We start from the raw sequence: 20,141 nt of genomic DNA, 5'->3' as shown, positions 1-20,141 counted from the left end.
GGCCTGTGTGGTCGTATCTGCGGCGTTCACGCCTGTGAAGGCTTCCTTTTGGGGCGGGCAGCGCGGAGAGGGGTGAGCTTGGGAGGTTCGGTGCATTCCTTGAAGGGCGCCTTGGGGGCATCTGGCGCCGCGATCTCGCCCTTCGCGGCGGGCGGCACGGTGCTGCTCATGCCGTGAAGGGGGCCTTGGCGGCATCAGATTCCCTCAAGGGCCCGTTCAGGGCATGCGCTCCGGGCAGGGCGGGCCTGTGTGGTCGTATCTGCGGCGTTCACGCCTGTGAAGGCTTCCTTTTGGGGCGGGCAGCGCGGAGAGGGGTGAGCTTGGGAGGTTCGGTGCATTCCCTGAAGGGCGCCTTGGGGGCATCTGACGCCGCGATCTCGCCCCTCGCGGTAGACGACACGGCGATCCTCATGCCCTGAAGGACGCCTTCGCGGCGTTGGATTCCCTCAAGGGCCCCTTCACAGCGTCCACCCCGGAACCGAGCAAGCCCCGCGAAGGCCACATCCGCGGCAATCACGCCTATGAAGGCCACCGGCACGGCACGGGCAGCGGCTGAGTCAGCGCTTTTGCCAGCCTTCGCTCGGGGTGGCGCGCAGGTACTCGTCGGCAACCGGTTCGACGGGCCGGTCCTCGTACTGCGTCGAGAGCACCATCGACGTGCGGATCTCACCGTGCTTGCCGATGCGCTCGAAGATGCCTTCGAGGTGGTCGAGCGAGGCCGCGCGCACGCGGAGCATCGTGCAGTGGTCGCCGCTGAGCTTGTGCACCTCGACCACCTCGGGGTAGTCGCCGGACGCGCTGGTCTTCAGCAGGCACCGGTTCGGCGCGCACTGGAGCTGCACGAACGCCACGAACGGGTACCCGGCGCGGCGCGCGTCGACCTCGGCGCGGTAGGCGCTGATCACCCCGGCCTCCTCCAGCCGCCGCACGCGTTCGGCGACCGACGGCGAGGAGAGCGAGATCCGCCTGCCCAGTTCGGAGTACGACAGCCTGCCGTCGTTCTGCAGCTCCGCGAGGATGCGCCAATCGGTGTCGTCCAGGGGTCTTTCCATGCTGAACGTCCCTCCCAGTGAATTCGTTGCGAACGGCAGGCCGGACCCGGCGAACCGATGGTCGTTGCCCATTCGATCCGGCCCCTGATCCTTCTAGCCTTTCGACCATGACTCCGCCAGCCCTCGCCGCGCCGCCCCTGCCCGTTCCGGTCCCGATCCGCAGACGGGCCGTGTTCGCCCTGTGCGCGGGCGTGACGATGATGAACACCGCGATGCTCGCCGCCACCACGGCCGGGTCGCTGATCGCCAGCGACGAGGCGGGGCCGGGGTTCAGCGGCCTGCCGAACGCGGCCGGGGTGCTCGGCACGGCGACCGGCGCGCTGCTGTCCGGGCGCCTCACCGCGCGCGTCGGCAGGCGCGCGGCCCTGTTCAGGACGTTTTCCACGGCCGTGCTCGGCGCGCTGATCACCGTCTCCGGCGCGCTCGCGTCCAGCCTGCCGCTGCTGCTGGCGGGCATGGTGCTGCTCGGCGTCGGCAACGCGGGCGCCCAGCTCTCCCGCTACGCCGCGGCCGAGATGTACCCCGACGGCAAGCAGGGCACCGGCCTCGCGATGGTGGTCTGGGCGGGGACCGCGGGCGCGCTGGCCGGGCCGGTGGTGCTGGACCCGGCCGCGGGCGCGGCGGCGGCGAACGGCCTGCCCTCGCTTTCGGGCCCGGTCGTGGTGGCGGTGCTGGTGACGCTCGCCGCGGTCGCGTGCACCGCGCTCCTGCCGAGGACGCGTTCGCTGACCGGTGCGGGCACCCGCTCCAGCGGTGGGTTCGGCGCGCTGCGCCGCCGCGAGGTCCGCGTGCCGCTGGCCGTGATGGTCGCCGCGCACCTGGCGATGGTCACCCTGATGACGATGACCCCGCTGCAGCTCCACGAGCACGGCCACGACCTCGGCACGGTCGGCTGGGTGCTCGCGGCGCACCTGATCGGGATGTTCGCGCTGGCGCCGCTGTCGGGCAAGATCGTGGACCGCTGGGGCGCGCGCACCGCGATCGTCGCGGGCATCGGCGTGCTCGCGATGGCGGCGGCGCTCGCGACGGCCGCGCCGGAGGCACATCGCTCGGGCGTGCCGGTGGCGATGTTCCTGCTCGGCTACGGGTGGAACCTGATGTTCGTCGGCGGCAGCAGCATGCTCGGCACCGTGCTGGCGCCCGAGGAGCGCGCCAGGTCGCAGGGCGCCGTGGACGCGCTCGTGTGGGGCGGTGCCGGGGTGGCGAGCCTGCTCGCCGGTCCCGTGTTCGGCTGGGGCGGCTACCCGGTGGTCGCGGTGCTGTCCGGGCTCGTCGCGCTGGTGCCGCTCGCGGTGGTGTTCCGGCGTCAGCCCGCGGCGGTGCGCAGCGCTTCGTAGTGCGCGAGGCAGTCTTCGTACTTCGGCAGGATGCCTGCCTTCTCGGCCTCGGCGAGCGACGGCGCGTTTCTGTCCTTTTCGGACAGAACATGTTCGAACGCGGTGGGCCACGGCAGGTCGAGCGACTCGTCGAACGGGGTGATGCCGTGCTCGCCGCCCGGGTTGTAGCCGGTGGAGCAGAGGTAGGTCATCGCCGTGTCGTCCTCGAGCGCGACGAATCCGTGCGCGATGCCCTCGGCGACGTAGATGGCCCGGTAGTCGACCGTGTCGAGGCGGACCGAGTCCCAGCGGCCGAAGGTCGGCGAGCCGACCCTGACGTCGACCACGATGTCGATCATCGACCCGCTCGAACAGTAGACGTACTTCGCCTGGCCGGGCGGGGTGTCCGCGAAGTGCAGGCCCCGGATGGTGCCGCGGCGCGAGCGGCTGTGGTTCGTCTGGGCGAGGTGGAGCGGGTGCCCGAGCGTCTCGGTCAGCACCGATTCCTGAAATGGGGCGACGAAAAGGCCGCGGTGATCGGGAAACACCCGCGGGGTGAATTCGTGGCAACCGGAAACCGACAGGGCGCGTACGTGCATTACCCCACCCTATCGGGAAGCTCACAAGCCGAACGGACGTCTTGGTAATACCGTTAAAACCCTAGATCTGTGACATGAAACGCACCAAGGGCTACGGACGGTCGGGGGGCCTGCCACAATGGCCGGACCGCCGCGTCCACGGCCATCGTCCCCACCACAGGCTCCGATGACCGGACTGGACGCCTCGCCGACAGGCCGGCGCTACCGCGCTGGGCTGCCGCGCTGGAGGAGAACAGCCGTGGGCACCCCCGTGCCCGGGGCACCCCCGCCCGCAGCCCTGGGAGAACGAAGTGACGCAAGCACGTACCGAGACCGATTCGATGACGGGAAGCCGCATGAACGACGCCGCCGCGCCGGTGACCGACGCGGAGATCTTCGGCGGCCACGAGGGCGGCAAGCTCTCCGTGGCGGCGACGCGGCCGATCGCGGACCCCCGCGACCTGTCGATCGCGTACACGCCCGGTGTGGCGAAGGTCAGCCGCGCCATCGCCGAGGACGCCGCGCTCGCGCAGCGCTACACCTGGGCCGACCGGCTGGTGGCCGTCGTCAGCGACGGCACCGCGGTGCTCGGCCTCGGCGACATCGGCGCCAGCGCGTCGCTGCCGGTGATGGAAGGCAAGGCGGTGCTGTTCAAGACCTTCGGCGGGCTCGACTCGATCCCGCTGGTGCTCGACACCACCGACGTCGACGAGATCGTCGAGACGCTGGTCCGGCTGCGGCCGTCGTTCGGCGCGGTGAACCTCGAGGACATCTCGGCGCCGCGGTGCTTCGAGCTGGAGGACAAGCTCAAGGAGGCGCTCGACTGCCCGGTCATGCACGACGACCAGCACGGCACCGCGATCGTCGCGCTCGCGGCGCTGCGCGGGGCGAACCTGGTGCTGGAGCGCGACATCGCCGCCGAGCGCGTGGTCATCTCGGGCGCGGGGGCCGCCGGGGTGGCGTGCGCCAGGATCCTGCAGGCCGCGGGTGTCGCCGATGTCACCGTGCTCGACTCGAAGGGCATCATCCACGCCGGGCGCGCCGGGCTGAACCCGATCAAGGAGCAGCTCGCCGCGACCACGAACTCCTCCGGGCTGACCGGCGGGCTCGCCGAGGCGCTGCGCGGCGCCGACGTGTTCCTCGGCCTCTCCGGCGCCACGATCGACGAATCGCTGCTCGGCGCCATGGCCGACGACGCGATCGTGTTCGCGCTGTCCAACCCGGACCCGGAGGTCCACCCGGAGGTCGCCGCGAAGTACGCGCGGATCGTGGCCACCGGGCGCAGCGACTTCCCGAACCAGATCAACAACGTGCTGGCGTTCCCCGGCGTCTTCCGCGGCGCGCTCGACGCGGGTGCGAGGTCGATCACGGAGAACATGAAGCTGGCGGCGGCGGAGGCGATCGTCGCGGTGGCCTCCGACGACCTCGGCCCCGACCGGATCGTGCCGAGCGCGCTCGACCCGCGCGTGGCGCCCGAGGTCGCCGCCGCGGTGGCCAAGGCAGCCGCCAACGACGGGGTGGCGCAGCAGTAGACCCCTTCGCGGAAGTGCCCGGGACTCCCCGCGAGTTCCGGGCACTTCCTCTTTCCCCGTCCGCATACCCCCTCGGGGGGCTTGACCGAGCAGTCGCCGTGCTCGCGCCGCGAGGGCCGGGATCGCGGCGTCAGATTCCCTGAAGGCGTCCTTCAGGGACCACGCGAGCGGACCCCCGACGCGCGGCCACGCACGCCACCGGGAATCGGCGCGTGCGCATCAGCACCGCGGCCTTCGAGGCGTGCGGACGCCCGCGGTCAGCAGAACTCGCTCCAGAAGGGGACGGTCGCTTCCGGGTTCCAGGTGTCGTAGTCGCGGGGGCCTTGGCCGAACTCGCGCTCGACGTAGTCGGCGAGGTCGGTGCCGTAGAAGATGATGTCGGTCTGGTGGATCGACAGCACGGCGTGCCCGGAGGTGCCGCGTCCCGCCGGCAGGTACCGGTGGGAGAACACCGGGACCATCGTCGGTACGGAGGCCAGCTCGGCGCGGGCCTTTTCCAGGCGTTCGGCGAGGTCTTCCGGGCGCTCGCCCCAGAACCGCATCCAGGTCCGGTTGTGTTCGACGTCGAAGAGGACGCCGTCGGCCGGGCGGTCGAGGCGACGACGGAGGTCTTCCGGGTCGCCGTCGCGCCAGTCCGGCCAGCCGTCTTCGCGGCCGCCGTCCACCGGGAGCGCGGTCGCGAGGAAGGCGCGGTGGTCGTCGGCGAAGGTGAAGCCGAACTGGTCCTCGACGCGGGCGAACTCCGCGTCGGTCAGGCCGGGTTCCAGCCGAGCGCCGCCGATCCGGATGAGCCGCTGGGCGGCTTTTTCACCGAGGTTCACAGGTACGGGACGATAGCGGCGATCCGGTGCCGGGGCAGGTCGATTAACCGGTGGGCGTGGACGTCCGGGGGCCCGTCCGGAAGTGCGTTCCCGAGGCGGGCGTGCGCCTTCAGCAACAGGTCGACGGGTTCGCCGACGGCCGTGGCGACGACGACGGCGTGCTTGTTGTCGGGTGTGCTGCGCAGGAACCGCAGCCGGTACTTGCCCGCGACGAGCGTGCTCAGCGACGCTTGCGCTTCGGCGTTGCCGAGATCGGGGTGCGCGTTCGGCACGAGCACGGCGAGCCGGTGCGCGTTGGTCGCCAGCAGCACCCGCAGCAGCCACGGACCGGGGTCGGCGGAAAGATCGACGGCGACCCCGGAAGCGGGCGCGCCGGAGGCCGACCAGTCGGCGGCGCGGATCTCGGCGCCTTCCCCGGCCAGTTCGAGCAGCTTCTCCACCAGCGCGGGCCGCGTGCCGCGCGCTTCCACCGACTGCGGGCCGTGGGTGTAGATCCCGCCCTTGCGAGCCTTGACCTTCTTCGCGCGCGCGGTCGGCTGGCAGACGTAGAGGTCCGCCGCGCTGCCGATCGCTTCGGCACCGTGATAGCGGTGGAAATCGGGCAAAATCGCCTCGAAGGTGAGCCCGAGCGACGCGAGTTCGCGTTGCACCTGCGCGCCGAGCGCGGGATGCCGCGGGCTGTACCCGTAGGCCAGCACGAGCCTGCCCAGCGGCGGGTCCGCCAGCGCGCGCACGCCGTTCGCGGCGAACAGGCCCATCCCCTCGGGGGTGTAGGGCGGGTCGCTGAACACCAGGTCCGCGCTCGCGACGACCGCGGGCGGCAGGCCGACGCGCAGATCCGCGTGCAGCGTGGTGATCGTGCGCCCGGACACCGAGTCGATGTAGTCGAGAACGCGTTCGTCGAGGTCGACCACGGTCAGCCGCGCGTCGGGGCGCAGTGCGCGCACGGCGAGCGAGGTCAGGTCGTGGTCGCCGAGGAACAGCAGCCGCGTGCGCGCGAGGTCGTAGCGCTCGTCGAGCCACAACGCCCTTCGCAGCACGGTTTCCGCGGTCGCCTGCACGTGGTCGAGCGCGGCGAGCGGCGGCGGCACGCCGTCGACGTACCGTGCGACACGCGCGAGCAGTTCGCGGTTTTCCGCCAGCGCCGTCTCGGGCTGGCCGACCGTCCGAAAAGGTTCGTAGCCTGCCACCGCGCCGGGGCGGATGCGCAGCGCATGCGTGTCCCGCTCCAGGTCTTCCCCCAGCGCGGCCAGCAGCTCCTCGATGCTGCGCCGGGGTGCGGCGGTGGCGCGGACCAGGTCGTCGAACCGCTGCCAGCCGTGGCAGAGCAGGGTGACCGCGAGCCGCAGCGGTCTCGTGTGGACGCCGTGGCTCGCCAGTACCTGCTCCAATTGGCTCATCACCGACGAGCTTAGATCCTGAGAAGCAGTGCCGAACGACGGGATCTGGGCTACGGTTTTTTGATCCTACGTGGGGAGTGACGCGTGGCAATCGAGTTCCAGCACGTGACGAAGCGGTACCCGGACGGGACGGTCGCGGTCGACGATCTGAGCCTGACCGTGGAGGACGGCACGATCACCGTCTTCGTCGGTCCGTCCGGGTGCGGCAAGACGACGTCGCTGCGCACCATCAACCGGATGGTCGAGCCGACCTCGGGCACCGTGCTGCTCGATGGCAAGGACATCCGCGACTCCGACCCGGCGCTGCTGCGCCGCGGCATCGGCTACGTCATCCAGCACGCCGGGCTCTTTCCACATAGGACGGTCCTGAACAACGTGGCCACCGTGCCGCTGCTGTCCGGGTGGGACAAGGCGAAGGCGCGCAAGCGCGCCGCGGAGCTGCTCGAGACCGTCGGCCTCCCGGTCGAAATGGGGAAGCGGTACCCAGCCCAGCTTTCCGGCGGCCAGCAGCAGCGCGTCGGGGTGGCGCGCGCGCTCGCCGCCGACTCGCCGGTGCTGCTGATGGACGAGCCGTTCTCCGCGGTCGACCCGATCGTGCGCGAGGAACTGCAGGACGAGCTGCTGCGCCTGCAGTCGCAGCTCGGCAAGACGATCGTGTTCGTGACGCACGACATCGACGAAGCGGTGCGCCTCGGCGACAAGATCGCGGTCATGCGCGTCGGCGGGAAGCTCGCGCAGTACGGCACGCCGTCGGAGGTGCTCCGCCAGCCGGTCGACGACTTCGTGGCCTCGTTCGTCGGCAAGGACAGGGGTTACCGCGGCCTTTCCTTCCTTTCCGCCGCCGGGGTCGTGGTCACGCCGACCGAGAAGATCGTGGTGGGCCAGGCCGTGCCGGACGCGGGCTCCGGCTGGCAGCTCGCGGTGAACGAAGCGGGCGAGCCGCGCGGCTGGCTCCCGCCGGGGTCCACTGTGGACGGAGAACTGGCGGAGACCGATCTCGTCGCCGGCGGTTCGCTCTACACCGAGGGCGCACCGATCCGCGGCGCGCTCGACGCCGCGCTGTCGTCACCGGCGAGTCTCGGCGTCGTGGTGGACGCCGACGGCAAGGTCACCGGAACGGTCTCCGCGCACCAGGTGCTGGACGTGATCGAAAAGCCGCAGGGCGCCGACCATGGGTGACTTCTTCGACGAGCTGGGCCGCTACCTCGGCAGCGGAAACAGCCGCGCGCAGCTGTTCGCCGATCTCGGCGAGCACGTCTACCTCGCGCTGCTGCCGCTCGTGCTGGGCATCGTGCTCGCGATCGCGCTCGGCTGGCTCGGCAACCGCTGGAAGCCCGCGCGGAACGTGCTGATGGTGGTGTCGAACCTGCTCTACACGATTCCGTCGCTCGCGCTGTTCGTGGTGATCCCCGGCATCATCGGGTCCAAGATCCTGGACAGCGTCAACGTCGTCGTCGCGCTGACCGTCTACACCACCGCGCTGCTCGTCCGCCCCGTGCTGGACGCGCTCGACGCGGTGCCGCAGCACATCGTCGCCGCCGCGACCGCTGTCGGCTACCGCCCGGCGCGCCGGTTCTTCGGCGTCGAGCTGCCGCTGTCGGTCCCGGTGCTCGCGGCGGGCGTGCGGGTCGCGTCGGTGAGCAACATCAGCCTGGTCAGCGTGGGCGCGCTGATCGGGACCGGCGGCCTCGGCGTGCTGTTCACCGACGGGTTCCAGCGCGAGTACTTCTCGCCGATCGTGGTCGGGATCGTGCTGACGCTGCTGCTCGCGCTGATCGTCGACCTGATCCTGGTCGGCCTGCGGAACCTGCTGACGCCGTGGGACCGCGCCGGCGCGCCGGCGAAGGGGGCTTCGGCATGATCTTCGACTACTTCACCGATTCCACGCACTGGCAGGGCGAGGAAGGCATTCCGAACCGCCTGCTGCAGCACCTCGGCTACACCGGGCTGGCGCTGGTGATCGCGCTGGTCATCGCGGTGCCGCTCGGGCTCTACGTCGGGCACACCGGTCGCGGCGGCGTGGTGCTCGTCGGCGCGAGCAACACCATTCGCGCGCTGCCGACGCTCGGCCTCATCACCTTCTTGTTCCTGCTGTTCACCGAGAGCGGGCCGGTCACCACGATCGGGCTCGTGGTGCTCGCGATCCCGCCGATCCTCGCCGGCACCTACGCCGGGGTGCAGGCCACCGACCACGGCGTGGTCGACGCGGCCGAGGGCGTCGGCATGACCGGATGGCAACGGCTGTGGCAGGTCGAGGTCCCGATCGCGTTGCCGCTGCTGCTCGGCGGCGTCCGGAACGCGGTGCTGCAGCTCGTCGCCACCGCGGCCGTCGCGGCGTACGTCGGGCTCGGCGGCCTCGGCCGGTACCTGCTCGACGGGCTCGCCATCCTCGACTACAGCGAAGTGGTGGCGGGCGCGATCCTGACCGCGCTGCTCGCGATCGTGCTCGACCTCGTGCTCGCGGGCGTGCAGCGCGCGCTCGTGCCACGCGGGGTGCGGCTCGCGGCGGCCGCCGCGAGCGGCAAGAAGATCGCTGTGGGGGGTGCCGAGTGAGGAACAAGGTCATGACCGCGCTGCTGGCGGTCGTCGCACTCGCCGCGACCGCGTGCGGCAACCCCCTTGCGGGCGGCGCCGAAGGCGGTTCGACGGGCGAGATCGTCATCGGCTCCTCCGACGTCGGCGAAAGCTCGCTGCTGGCGGAGATCTACGCGGGCGCGCTGCGCAACGCGGGCGCGGAGAAGGTCACGGTGCGCCCGCCCGTCGGCGGCCGCGAGGTCGTGGTGAAGGCGTTGCAGGACAAGTCGTTGTCCCTGGTGCCCGACTACAGCGGGAACCTGTTGCGCTACTTCGACAAGACCACGCAGGCCACCAGGCCCGCCGACGTCTACCGCGAGCTGCGGGCCAAGATCCCGCAGGGTTTCGCGGTGCTGGACCAGGCACCCGCGGAGGACAAGGACCTGCTGGTGGTCCGCAAGGAGCTGGCCGACTCCGGGGTGCGCACGTTCTCCGATCTCGGGAAGCGGTGCGGTGAGCTGACCTTCGGCGGCCCCGGCCAGTGGACCGAGCGCTGGAAGGCCAAGATCAAGCAGCTCTACGGCTGCGAGTTCAAGGCGATCACGACCACCGACACCGGCGGCCCGGTGACCGTCGCGGCCCTGAAGTCCGGTGACATCCAGGTGGCGGACCTGTTCTCCACCTCGTCGACGATCGCCGCGAACGGGTTCGTGCCACTGGTCGACGACAAGCAGATGTTCCCGGCGCAGAACATCGTGCCGCTGGTGGCGAAGGGCACGCTGTCCGATCGAGAGGTGCAGGCGCTGAACCGGCTCTCCGCGGTGCTGGACACGGCCAAGCTGACCGAGCTGAACGTGCAGTACTCCGAGGAGAAGCGGAACCCGCTCGACATCGCCGACGAGTTCCTGAAGCAGAACGGGCTCGCCACGTAGCCGCCCTGCTGGGACGGCGCGAGTGCCTACAGGAGCGGAGTTCGGGGCGCTCATGCCCTGAAGGCGACCTTCGGGGCATCCGAGTCCCCGAAGGCCGCCTTCAGGGACGGCAGCTTGCTCGTCCAGAACTGGGAACGAGAGCAACGAGAGCGTCGCAGCCCGGCGACCGGATCATCGGGATTCTCGTGGCCTGCCACCAGGCGGCGAGGAAGGTGACGCGCCTCCCGTCGCTGGTCACGCTGGCGACGGGGCTCCTGCTCGCGGTGACGCTGTTCCGAGCGGTGCTGAACGACCGCCTGCTGTCCACGAAGGTCGCGCTGACCCGCCCGGACGGCATGATCTACGCCACCGCCTGCCCGGCGCTGATCCTCATCGGACTGCGGCGCGATGTCCTGCGCAGGAGTGTCCACAAGGGACTGTTCTCGACCGTCGCGTTCGGACTTCCGTTGGGGGCTTACCTGATCTGGCGGCTGGAGTTCGGCCAGTGGGTGGCCTACGCGGGCTCGCTGGCCGTGCTCCTGTTCGCCGTCCTGGTGACACGGATGTCCGCCCGCACGGGCCTGGTCGCGCTGCTGGTGGTCACGTTGATCCCGTCCGGCGACGCGTTCGCCCGCGCGGCGGACCGGTTCCGCGCCGCGCCGACCTTCCCGATGTGCTTCGTCGCGGACCGGATCGGCCAGGTCTTCAACCGGTACGCGGATCTGCACGGCCTGGGGCGGGCGTCGCCGCTCGCACCCGATCTCGGCGGTTCGGCGATGACGAGCAGGCTGGACATTGTTCACATGGCCGGTCTCGCCGCCGCGAAGATCGCCCGGCTCATCCGGCGCGGCTGTGCGCGGCGCAGGAGTACGCGGCGGTGACGGTGCCGGAAGTCGAGCACGGGCTCCCGAACTGGCCGCGGCGACACGCTCCGTCCCGGCAGGCGGAGATCGGGCAGACGTGATTTCGGTTCCTGCGCGGGGTTCGCGTCCATCATCGCGTGTCCGGTGAGCCGCGAGCGCCTTGCCACTATTCCAGTGTTGAAGTAACTTGGCACAAGGTACTTCAACACTGGAATAACTGGGGAAGACGATGGTCGATTTCGACTGGCTGACCGAGGATGAGCAGCGGGTGTACCGCGCGTTCTCCAAGATGAGCCGCGAGCTGTTCAACCACTTCGACTGCGATCTCAAACGGGACGTGGGCATCCCGCGCACCTACTACGAGGTCCTGTTCGTACTGGGCGAGGCGCCCGACGGCCTGCGGATGACCGATCTCGCCGCGGCCACCCGGTCGGCGCCGAGCCGCATCACGCACGCGGTCGGGAAGCTGGCCGCCGACGGACTGGTGTGCCAGCGGACCTCGGCCGCCGATCGGCGCAGTTCGACCGTGCACCTCACCGACGAAGGCGAGCGCACGCTGCGGAAGGCGGCGAAACGCCACGCGCGCAGCGTCCGCGAGTACCTGTTCGCCGCGTTGACCGAGCGCCAGGCCGACGAACTGCGCCGCATCAGCGACAAGGTCGCGGACCGCGTCGAGGAGGCCACCGCGCCGAAGGGCGAAGCCCGATGACGCGGGCAGTCGCCGTCACGCCACGACCGGCGGTGGCGTACGCGGGCGTGCTGCTCGGGGTGTTCGTGATCGTGCTGGACACGACGATCGTGAACGTGGCGGCGCCGCGGATCCAGGAGGACCTGCACGCGGGGGTGGACACCGCGCAATGGGTGGTCAACGGCTACAACCTGGCGTTCGCCGCGCTGCTGCTCAGCGCCGGGGCGATGGCCGACCGGGTCGGCGGCCGCAAGGTCTTCCTCGGCGGCCTGGCGCTGTTCGCGCTCGCGTCACTCGCTTGTGGACTGTCGCCGTCGACGGCCGCGCTGATCGCGGCACGGGTGGCGCAGGGCGTCGGTGCCGCGTGCATGCTGCCGACCGCGCTGTCCCTCGCGGCGAAGCTGCATCCGGAGCCGCGTGCCCGCGCCCGCGCGTTCGGCCGCTGGGCCGCGATCGCCGGTGCCGCGACCGTGCTCGGCCCGCTGGCGGGCGGCCTGCTCGTCGACACCCTGGGCTGGCGGGCGATCTTCCTCCTCAACCTGCCCGTCGCGGCGCTCGCCGGTTTCCTGCTGGCCCGCAACGCCGGCGAAACCGAGACCAGGCAACGGTCGTTCGACGTCGGCGGCCAGGTGCTCGGCATCGTCGCGCTCGCCGCCGTCGCGATCGCGCTGACCGAGGCGGGAAAACACGGCTGGGGTTCGGGCGCGGCGATCACCGCGCTCGTGGTCGCCGCGCTCGCCGCCCTGGCGCTGGTCTTCGTCGAACGCCGCGCGCGGGCGCCGATGCTCCCGCCCAGCCTGGTCCGGCACCCGCCGTTCCGCCGGGTGTCCGCCGTGGGCTTCGTCCTCAGCGTCGGGATCTACGGCCAGATGTTCGTGCTGTCGCTGTACTTCCAGCACGCCCGCGGGTACAGCGCGTGGGCGACGGGGCTCGCTTTGCTGCCGTTCGCGGCGGTGAGCATGGTCGGGCCGGTGCTCGCGGGACGATTCATCGCCCGCGGCGCGGTACGGGGGACGCTGGTCGCCGGTCAGCTCGCCGGTGCCGCGGGCAGCCTGCTGCTCGCCATGCTCGGCGCGCACACGGGCTACTGGTTCGCCGCGATCGGGCTGGTGCTGCTCGGTGTGTGCCAGTCCGCGTCGCAGCCCGCGGTCGCGGCGGCGACGCTCCAGCAGGCGCCGGCCGAGCACACCGGGATCGCCTCCGGCGTCATGACGGCGGCACGCCAGGTCGGTTCGGTGTGCGGTGTCGCCCTGCTCGGCGGGTTGCTCGGCGGCGATGTCCTTTCCGGACTGCACGTGGCGCTGCTCATCGTCGCGGCGCTGTTCGCGCTCGCCGCCGGGCTTTCCTGGACGGTCCGGCCGCCCGAGGTTCCGGCACAGGAAAACGGCTCCCCGTAAGGAAGTCCTCCGCCGAATGGCGATTACGGGCCCGGCTCCCCAGCCGAACGGATGAGGTGGGTCCCGGAAGTGCTCCCCTAGCATGATCGCCATGCCAGCACTGTTCGACCGGCGCAGCCTTCCGCAGCGCATCGCCATTCTGTTCTTCGTGGTCGCGGCCATGGCCCTCGCCGTGGGGGAAGGGTTCAGCGCGGAAACGGTCCCCACCGGAGTGGGCCTGGTGCTGTGCGCGGCGCTGCCCGTCATCGCGCTGCTGACCGACTCGGTACGCCTCGCCGCCGTGCTCGCCGTGGGTGGCGCGTCGGTGGCGTTCACCGCGTACGTCCTGCTCGCCCATGCCCGGCCGGACAACACGTTCGGCGTGGTCGAACTGGCCGGCCTGCTGTGCGTGGTGGTCAGGGTCGTGGTGCAGTACCGCCCGCTGCGCGCGGCGGGCGCCACCGCCGCGCTGGGGCTGGCGGTCCTGCTGCTGCCGCTGCGGATCGAGGAGCTCGAGAACGAGTACCGCGGCGCGATGATGGCGCTGCTCGCGCTCGGCACGGCGTTCCTGGTGCTGCTGGGCCTGTACCTGCGGCTGCACGACCGCCGCCGCGCCGACGGGTTCGAACTCGCCAGGCAGGCGCAACGCCTGGCCTACGCCCGCGACCTGCACGACTTCGTGGCCCACCACGTCACCGGGATGGTCACCCAGACCAAGGCGGTGCGCTACCTGACCGCCGCGGGCACCCCGCCCGAACCGGCCGACCTCGACACGATGCTGGCCGGGATCGAACGGGCCGGATCGCAGGCGCTGACCTCGATGCGGTCGATGGTGACCACGTTGCGCGACGACAACCCGGTGCACGACCAGGACAAGCGCACGCTCGGCGAAGTCGTGACCGCCGCCGTCGACGGGTTTTCCCCCACCGGGCCCGCCGCCACCACCGCGCTCGACCCCGCCCTCGCCGGAGCGCGGCTGCCCGCGCTCGTGCTCGACGCGGCCCAGCACGTCGTGCAGGAATCGCTGACGAACGTGCTGCGCCACGCCGACGGCGCCACCGAGGTCGAGGTGGCGGCCCGTCCCGGCTCGGACGGGCTGGTGGAGCTCACGATCACCGACGACGGGACGCCCGCGGAGCAGGGCACCGAAGGGCACGGACTGGTCGGCCTCACCGAGCGGGTGAGCGCGGTGGGCGGCACGCTCGCGGCCGGGCCGGTGGCGCGGGGGTGGCAGGTCACCGCCCTGCTGCCGGTGAAGGGATCATCGGCGCCATGACGATCCGAGTGCTCCTCGCCGACGACCAGGAAATGATCCGCACGGCCTTCCGGATGATCCTGTCCGCCCAGCCGGACATGGAGATCGTCGCCGCCGTCGCCGACGGCCGCGCCGCCGTCGACGAGGCCCGCCGCCTGCGCCCCGACGTGTGCCTGCTCGACATCCGCATGCCCGCGCTCGACGGACTGGAGGCCACCAGGGTGCTGGCGGGGGCCGGGGTCCGGGACCCGCTCAACGTGCTCATCGCCACCACGTTCGACCTCGACGAATACGTCTACCGGGCGTTGCGCAACGGCGCGTGCGGGTTCCTGCTCAAGGACATGTCGCCCGCGCTGCTGGTGGAGGCCGTGCGCGCGGCCGCGACCGGTGCCTCGATGGTGTCCCCGTCGGTGACGGTGCGGTTGCTGTCGCACCTGGCTCCCCAGCGCGTCGACGGCGCCGAGCCCGAGCCGGACCCGGTCGAGGCGCTGACCGAACGCGAAGAGGCCGTGGTCAAGCTCGTCGCGCACGGCCACACCAACGACGAAGTCGCCGAACGCCTGTACGTCAGCCAGGCCACGGTGAAGACGCACCTGTCCCACGTGCAGCGCAAGCTCGGCGCCAGGAACCGGGTCGAGGTCGCGGCCTGGGCGTGGCGGACCGGGTTGTGCGCCGCGGACTGATTCTGGAGGAAACCCATGCGTGCCAAGCTTTTCGCTGCCCTGACGAGTTCGATGCTCGTGCTCGGCGGCGCCCCGGTCGCGACCGCCGCACCGGCGGGGCCGGGGTGGGCGCCCTGCGCCACCGTCGCGAAAGGATGGGACGCGGGCGACCGGCGCACCGAATGCGCCATGGTGCGGGTCCCCCTCGACTACGCCGATCCGGGCGGGCGCACCATCGAGATCGCGGTGAGCAGGCTCCCCGCCACCGGCGAGCGCACCGGGGCGATCGTGGTCAACCCCGGCGGCCCCGGCCAGCAGGGTGTCACGATGCCGGGGCACCTCGCGGACAGCAAGGCCGCCGCGCTCAACGCACACCACGACCTCATCGGCTTCGACCCGCGCGGCGTCGGCTACAGCACGGCGCTCACCTGTGCCCCGGACGAGACAGCCCCGGGCCCCGGACTGTCCGAAAAGGACAAAGCGGGGTTCGTGGCCGAACGCGACGGGCGGCGCAACCGCGAATGCCACGACCGCGACCCCGCGCTCGTCCGGTCGTTCACCACGCCGACCATCGCCCGTGACGTGGACCGGATCCGCGAAGCGCTGGGGGAGCGGAAGATCGGCTACTACGGCGTTTCCTGGGGAACGGCGCTGGGCGCGCAGTACCGCACCCTGTTCGACGCGCACGTGGACAGGATGCTGCTGGACTCCGTCATGCCACCGGAGTTCAGCGTGAAGGCGATGGACGACGGCCAGGCGGGCGCGGGCGAGAACACCTTCCACGAGTTCGCCGCGTGGATCGCCCGCTACGACGCCGTCTACCACTTCGGCAGCACGCAGCCCGCTGTGGCGCGAGCGCTGCTGGACCTGCGCGACGAACTCGCCGCCCATCCGCGCACCGGCCCGGACGGCACCGTCGTCGACGGTGCCGCGGTGAACCGGATGATGGCCAATCCCCGCAAGGAATGGGCCGTGCTGGCCGGTCAGCTCGCCACCATCCGCGACGGCGGTGTGCCCGCCGGGAACCACGCACCGCCGTCCGGATTCGGGTGGGACGCCGAGCCGACGGGATTCAGCGAGTTCCAGCAGACCTCGTTGCTGTGCAACGAATCCGCGAGCCCGCGTGACTTCGACACGGTGTGGCAACACCGGCAGGACCGCGTCGCGCGCTTCCCCGTGGCAGGCGGTTTCGGTATCTACGAACAGAAGTGCGTCGGCTGGCCGGTGGAGGCGCGGCCGTGGCACCTCGCCGCGGGCACCAGCCCGCTGCAGCTCGTCGGGCACCGCTACGAACCGGTCACCCCGATCGGCTGGGCCATCGCGATGCGCGAACGCGTCGGCGGCGATCTGATGACGATCGAAGACGACGTGCACGGCTCGCTGTCCGCGCTGCCCTGCGCGGACGCCGCGGTGACCTTCTTCGACACCGGCCGCACGAACACGGGAACCTGCCAGGGCGCCCCCGTCCCGGGCCCGCCTCCGGCTCCGGCGGGGTAGCCCCTCCGAAGCGGGGACGGCAAACAGCTTTCGGGCGGAGAACCCGGTGAGCCCGAGGGGTCACTTGCGGTTCGGGCCGCCGAGGGGGAAGTCGATCCGCATGGTCTCGGTGAACGTGGTCGCCGGTCCCTTGTCGCCGCTGACCGTGACCGGGGTGAGCGAGCCGCAGCTCAGCTGGTAGCCGAGCTTCAGCCTGGCCGTATTGCCGTCCATGCCGCCCTCGCCCGCGTCGCACTTCGGCTGCAGCGCCTTGAACGCGTCCTTCGCTTCCTGCTGCAGTTCCTTGTTGTCCGGCCACAGCATTTCGACGGTGATCCCCATCAGTTCGACCGCCAGCTCGCTGGTCTTCCCCTTGTCGGTCTGCTCGTTCTTCCACGACCGCGCGCCCGTGCTCGCGACCACGACCACCTGGTTCATGGTGCCGTTCGGCTTGTAGTTGTCGGTGTTGAAGCCGACCGACCAGTCCTTGCTGAAGGGCTGGTCGACGTTGTTGGACGCATTGCACATCTCGATCTCGTCCACGTTGTTGCCCGCGCTGTCCTTCTCGCCGTGCTTATAGCACTTCCACGTCGTCTGCCGCTTCCGCACCACGTCCATGAACCCGGGCCCGGTGGTCTTCGGCGGGAAGCAGTAGTTCAGCCCGGGGCTGTCCGGGTCGCACGGCACGGGGGCGTACGGGTCCGCGGGCGGCGCGGCACTGCTGCTCGCGGGCGGAGGCGGCGGCGCGGCGGACGAACTGCCCTGCGCCTTCGTGTCGGTCGACGACCCGTTGGTCAGCACGAGCGCGAGCACGATCCCGACGACGAGCACGAGCACCAGCCCGATCCCGCCGAAGATCAACGGCTTCTTGCCGCCGCCCCGCGGAGGTGCGCCTCCCGGCGGCATCGGTGCCCACGGGCCCTGCGGCGTGGCGAAGTGCGGGGACTGCGGGTTCCCGCCGCAGAACCGGCCGTTGTACTGGTCCACCCAGACGCCGGGAGACCTCGTGTCGGGGAGGACCTGCTGCCCACAACGCTGGCACTGCGATGGCTGCGGCGCTGTCATGTTCGTCGTGCTCCTACTTCAGGGTGACCTGGTCGAACGGGAACGGGCGGAACGGGAACGTCGGCACGCCCTCCGCCTTCATCGCGGCCTCTTCCAACTGCTGCGGGAACGAGTATTCGAACAGGGTGTAGGCGTTGCTGAACCCTTCGCCGACCTGCCTGCCGTCGAGGAACTGCGGGATGATCGTCATCGTGACCGAGTAGGCGGGCAGCAGCGTCGCCGGGTCGATGAAGTAGCGCATCTGGCGGCCTTCGGTGGCCCCGATGTCGATGCTGTACGGGTAGTCACCCGGTTTCTTCCCGGTCTGCCGGAAGGCGGCTTCCAGGAAGCCGACGCCCATCTTCCGGTCCAGCGAAGAATGGAATTCCTTTTCCCTGCCCGGTTTCACCAGCGGCTGCGGGGCGAGGGTGACGTCGAGCTGAAGGTAGGTCTTGCCGTCCTTGCCCTGCGCCTTGGCCGGTTTGGCGACGGTGAACAGGCCGGGGACGCCGTCGAGGTAGGAGATGAACTTGTCGGCGTCCTCTTGCGACAGTCCACCGGCCGCCACGCCGTCGCTGGTGTAGCTGTTGTCCACGAACTTGCCCGGCTGCATGCGGTTCGCGCACCTGTCGCGCGATTCCTGCTTCGGCGGCTGCCAGCCGTGGAAGTAGTCGGAATAGCTCCGGGTGGCGTTGTCGACGCACCGGATGAGGTCGGGTTTCTTCCGCGTGCCGTCGGCCTCGATGTCGGTGAACTCGTCGATGAACTTGCGGGACTGGTAGTCGACCGCGACCCGGCTGGTGAGCGAATTGGCGGGGTAGTTGGTCTTGTAGTCGTACGGGGTCTGCCAGGTCTGGTGGATGTAGTCGGTGATGGTCTTGGTGCTCTGGTTCTTGAGCACCGACCAGTAGAGCTGGCGCGGGTCGACGGCGGCGATCGCCTCGTCGGACGGCGCGGCGCCGGGGGTGAAGCCCTGCGGCGCGGCCGGGTACTGCTTGACCGGACCGGCGGGCCAGTAGACCCCCGACCCCGCCGGGTCGGTGGGGGATCCGGAACCGAGGTCCTTTTCCCCGGCGGCGTTCACGGTCTCACCACCGCTGCTGCCGGGCGAACGTTCCGGCGCGCGGGCCACCAGCACCACGACCAGCACGATGACCGCGATGATCGGGATGCCGAGCCCGAACATCAGCCCGAGCTTGCGTTTGTTCCCGCCGCGCGGCGGGGGCGCCTGCTGTGCGCGGTACTGGTCCCACGGGTTCTCGGGCGGGGGCGGTGGGGGCCAGTGCTGACCAGGATGGGGCTGCTGACCGGGGAACGGACCCGAGGGCGGGCCGTACGGAGGCTGTTGGCCGTAGGGCTGACCGGGGCGTGATGATGGTCCACCCGGGTAACCCTGACCTGGATCGCTTGACATTCGACTCCCCATGCGCGCGCTAAATCGGCTAGATCGTATAGCGCCGATCGCGAGTTCGCGCGGGAGTCCGGAAAGTGTGCCTCAGGATGTGGCGGAGCGGAGGAAGGCCCGCCACGGAGCGTGCCCGAAGCTCAGCTCACCGCCGGATCGGTCCTTGGTGTCCCGGATGCGGACTTGGGACATCGTGTCCCGAATCTCGACACAGTTGGTGCCGCCCTCGCTTGCGGTGGTGTAGCTGCTGGTGCGCCACGTGGTGCACGTCGGCTCAAGGGTCTTCATCGCGCTCCTCTCGGGCCTGGTACAGCTCGACTGCCAAGCTGCCGATCAGGTCCCTCGATTGTGCCTCGCTCAGCGCGGTTTGGACCAATGAGCCAATGAACTTCCGGTAGGTCGCGATTTCCTTCGGTTCGTCCAAGAAGATCTCGGCGGTGTCAGCCTCCTTGTAGGCGACTGGCCTGATGCCATCGAATTCCATGAGTGTGAACGAGCCGATGACCCCGGCTCGTAGTCCGGCGCGGATGGGCAGAACGCGGATGGAGATGTTGGACCGCACGGAGAGTCGCAGGAGGTGGTGCAGCTGATCGGACATCACCTGTGGGGCGGCGACCGGCAGGTGCAGCACGAACTCGTGGAGAAAGTAGTGGAACTCGGCTGCTCCCGGCCTGGTGAAAATGCCTGATCGCGCAAGTTGCATGGCGACCCTGGAATCCGCCACATCAGCGGGAATATCCGCGTTCTGACTGATTACCGCCCGTGCGTAGTCGCCGGTTTGGATCGAGCCCGGAAGCAGCATGGTTTGGTAGTCGTAGAGTGCGGTGGCCTTGTCTTCGTGGTCGATGAAGGTGGTCAATGCCGGTGCGGAATGGTGTCGCACGTACCAGCCCGGCTTGTTTGCCTCTTCGCACAGTTTCAGAAGGCGTTCTTCATCGGCACCGGTGACTCGGCAGCGCCCAAGTACCTTCGCGACCTCGATCTCCTTCACCCGCCGGTTCCCAGTAAGCATCCTGGACACTTCGCTCTGGGACCAACCAAGCTCACGTGCGAGCTGCTTTCCAGTCAGTCCCGCCTCTTCGATCACCGCTCGCAAGCCCTCGCCGAGCTGTCGGCCGCGCACGGTCGGCACGTGTTCCATCATGGAGTCGACAGTAGACAGAGGGCACGACGATTCCGGTTCGCACCACAAGCGTACCACCGGAAAGGAGCATTGTATGCGCGCGCTGAAATCGGTTCGCTAGGCTG

At 70.3% G+C, this 20,141-nt stretch carries 20 protein-coding genes; 12 read left to right on the top strand and 8 right to left on the bottom strand.

Features of this window, described 5'->3' with window-relative positions:
- Positions 1 to 557: 557 nt before the first annotated feature.
- Positions 558 to 1,052, bottom strand: coding sequence for an Lrp/AsnC family transcriptional regulator (locus ABD256_RS18570; RefSeq protein WP_344419841.1), 495 nt, complete (start codon positions 1,050 to 1,052; stop codon positions 558 to 560).
- A 107-nt stretch (positions 1,053 to 1,159) separates the two neighbouring features.
- Here ABD256_RS18570 and ABD256_RS18565 point away from each other — a divergent pair, with 107 nt between their 5' ends.
- On the top strand, positions 1,160 to 2,389 hold the full coding sequence (locus tag ABD256_RS18565) for an MFS transporter (protein WP_344419838.1): 1,230 nt from the start codon (positions 1,160 to 1,162) through the stop codon (positions 2,387 to 2,389).
- On the opposite strand, the gene ABD256_RS18560 is transcribed toward ABD256_RS18565, so the two are convergent.
- On the bottom strand, positions 2,359 to 2,967 hold the full coding sequence (locus ABD256_RS18560; RefSeq protein ID WP_344419835.1) for a dTDP-4-dehydrorhamnose 3,5-epimerase family protein: 609 nt from the start codon (positions 2,965 to 2,967) through the stop codon (positions 2,359 to 2,361). The two genes, ABD256_RS18565 and ABD256_RS18560, sit on opposite strands and share 31 nt — an antisense overlap.
- A 335-nt stretch (positions 2,968 to 3,302) precedes the next feature.
- On the opposite strand from ABD256_RS18560, the gene ABD256_RS18555 reads away from it, so the two are divergent.
- Positions 3,303 to 4,478, top strand: a complete 1,176-nt coding sequence (locus ABD256_RS18555; RefSeq protein WP_425546469.1) for an NAD(P)-dependent malic enzyme — start codon at positions 3,303 to 3,305, stop codon at positions 4,476 to 4,478.
- Positions 4,479 to 4,735: 257 nt separating this feature from the next.
- Here ABD256_RS18555 and ABD256_RS18550 read toward each other — a convergent pair whose 3' ends face one another.
- Together ABD256_RS18550 and ABD256_RS18545 are read right to left on the bottom strand one after the other, a co-directional pair.
- Positions 4,736 to 5,299 carry a hypothetical protein gene (locus ABD256_RS18550; RefSeq protein ID WP_344419833.1) on the bottom strand — a complete coding sequence of 188 codons (564 nt, stop codon included), beginning with the start codon at positions 5,297 to 5,299 and terminating at the stop codon, positions 4,736 to 4,738.
- Positions 5,296 to 6,699, bottom strand: coding sequence for a bis-aminopropyl spermidine synthase family protein (locus ABD256_RS18545; RefSeq protein ID WP_344419831.1), 1,404 nt, complete (start codon positions 6,697 to 6,699; stop codon positions 5,296 to 5,298). The genes ABD256_RS18550 and ABD256_RS18545 overlap by 4 nt, the downstream gene beginning before the upstream one ends.
- Before the next feature lie 84 nt (positions 6,700 to 6,783).
- Here ABD256_RS18545 and ABD256_RS18540 point away from each other — a divergent pair, with 84 nt between their 5' ends.
- From ABD256_RS18540 to ABD256_RS18495, 10 genes are all read left to right on the top strand, one after another.
- Complete coding sequence (locus ABD256_RS18540) at positions 6,784 to 7,878, top strand: ABC transporter ATP-binding protein (protein ID WP_344419828.1); 1,095 nt, start codon at positions 6,784 to 6,786, stop codon at positions 7,876 to 7,878.
- Positions 7,871 to 8,560 (top strand): ABC transporter permease, encoded by a 690-nt coding sequence (locus ABD256_RS18535; RefSeq protein WP_344419825.1) that lies wholly within the window; start codon positions 7,871 to 7,873, stop codon positions 8,558 to 8,560. The genes ABD256_RS18540 and ABD256_RS18535 overlap by 8 nt, the downstream gene beginning before the upstream one ends.
- Positions 8,557 to 9,252, top strand: a complete 696-nt coding sequence (locus ABD256_RS18530) for an ABC transporter permease (protein WP_344419822.1) — start codon at positions 8,557 to 8,559, stop codon at positions 9,250 to 9,252. Before ABD256_RS18535 ends, ABD256_RS18530 begins: the two co-directional genes overlap by 4 nt.
- An 11-nt stretch (positions 9,253 to 9,263) precedes the next feature.
- Positions 9,264 to 10,145, top strand: a complete 882-nt coding sequence (locus ABD256_RS18525) for an ABC transporter substrate-binding protein (RefSeq protein WP_344419819.1) — start codon at positions 9,264 to 9,266, stop codon at positions 10,143 to 10,145.
- 212 nt (positions 10,146 to 10,357) lie between these two features.
- Complete coding sequence (locus ABD256_RS18520) at positions 10,358 to 11,005, top strand: hypothetical protein (RefSeq protein WP_344419816.1); 648 nt, start codon at positions 10,358 to 10,360, stop codon at positions 11,003 to 11,005.
- A 211-nt stretch (positions 11,006 to 11,216) separates the two neighbouring features.
- Positions 11,217 to 11,696: a MarR family winged helix-turn-helix transcriptional regulator gene (locus ABD256_RS18515; protein ID WP_344419813.1), complete on the top strand. Its 480-nt coding sequence runs from the start codon at positions 11,217 to 11,219 to the stop codon at positions 11,694 to 11,696.
- Positions 11,693 to 13,072, top strand: coding sequence for an MFS transporter (locus tag ABD256_RS18510; protein ID WP_344419811.1), 1,380 nt, complete (start codon positions 11,693 to 11,695; stop codon positions 13,070 to 13,072). The genes ABD256_RS18515 and ABD256_RS18510 overlap by 4 nt, the downstream gene beginning before the upstream one ends.
- A 91-nt stretch (positions 13,073 to 13,163) precedes the next feature.
- On the top strand, positions 13,164 to 14,327 hold the full coding sequence (locus ABD256_RS18505; RefSeq protein WP_344419808.1) for a sensor histidine kinase: 1,164 nt from the start codon (positions 13,164 to 13,166) through the stop codon (positions 14,325 to 14,327).
- The gene (locus ABD256_RS18500; protein ID WP_344419804.1) at positions 14,324 to 14,989 is read left to right on the top strand and encodes a response regulator; all 666 of its coding nucleotides are present in this window, start codon (positions 14,324 to 14,326) and stop codon (positions 14,987 to 14,989) included. Before ABD256_RS18505 ends, ABD256_RS18500 begins: the two co-directional genes overlap by 4 nt.
- Before the next feature lie 15 nt (positions 14,990 to 15,004).
- The gene (locus ABD256_RS18495; RefSeq protein ID WP_344419801.1) at positions 15,005 to 16,465 is read left to right on the top strand and encodes an alpha/beta fold hydrolase; all 1,461 of its coding nucleotides are present in this window, start codon (positions 15,005 to 15,007) and stop codon (positions 16,463 to 16,465) included.
- Positions 16,466 to 16,525: 60 nt separating this feature from the next.
- On the opposite strand, the gene ABD256_RS18490 is transcribed toward ABD256_RS18495, so the two are convergent.
- The 4 genes from ABD256_RS18490 to ABD256_RS18475 all read right to left on the bottom strand — a co-directional run bounded on the left by ABD256_RS18490 (position 16,526) and on the right by ABD256_RS18475 (position 20,037).
- Positions 16,526 to 17,509: a hypothetical protein gene (locus ABD256_RS18490; RefSeq protein ID WP_344419798.1), complete on the bottom strand. Its 984-nt coding sequence runs from the start codon at positions 17,507 to 17,509 to the stop codon at positions 16,526 to 16,528.
- A gap of 13 nt (positions 17,510 to 17,522) precedes the next feature.
- On the bottom strand, positions 17,523 to 18,674 hold the full coding sequence (locus ABD256_RS18485) for a hypothetical protein (protein WP_344419795.1): 1,152 nt from the start codon (positions 18,672 to 18,674) through the stop codon (positions 17,523 to 17,525).
- A gap of 309 nt (positions 18,675 to 18,983) precedes the next feature.
- Positions 18,984 to 19,181, bottom strand: a complete 198-nt coding sequence (locus ABD256_RS18480; protein WP_344419792.1) for a DUF397 domain-containing protein — start codon at positions 19,179 to 19,181, stop codon at positions 18,984 to 18,986.
- The gene (locus ABD256_RS18475) at positions 19,168 to 20,037 is read right to left on the bottom strand and encodes a helix-turn-helix domain-containing protein (protein ID WP_344419789.1); all 870 of its coding nucleotides are present in this window, start codon (positions 20,035 to 20,037) and stop codon (positions 19,168 to 19,170) included. The genes ABD256_RS18480 and ABD256_RS18475 overlap by 14 nt, the downstream gene beginning before the upstream one ends.
- Positions 20,038 to 20,141 lie beyond the last annotated feature (104 nt).

The organism is Amycolatopsis minnesotensis (genome assembly GCF_039529815.1).
GTDB classification, from domain to species: Bacteria; Actinomycetota; Actinomycetes; order Mycobacteriales; family Pseudonocardiaceae; genus Amycolatopsis; species Amycolatopsis minnesotensis.
The sequence above is the reverse complement of the archived record's forward strand: the minus strand, read 5'-3'. Positions and strand labels throughout refer to the sequence as shown.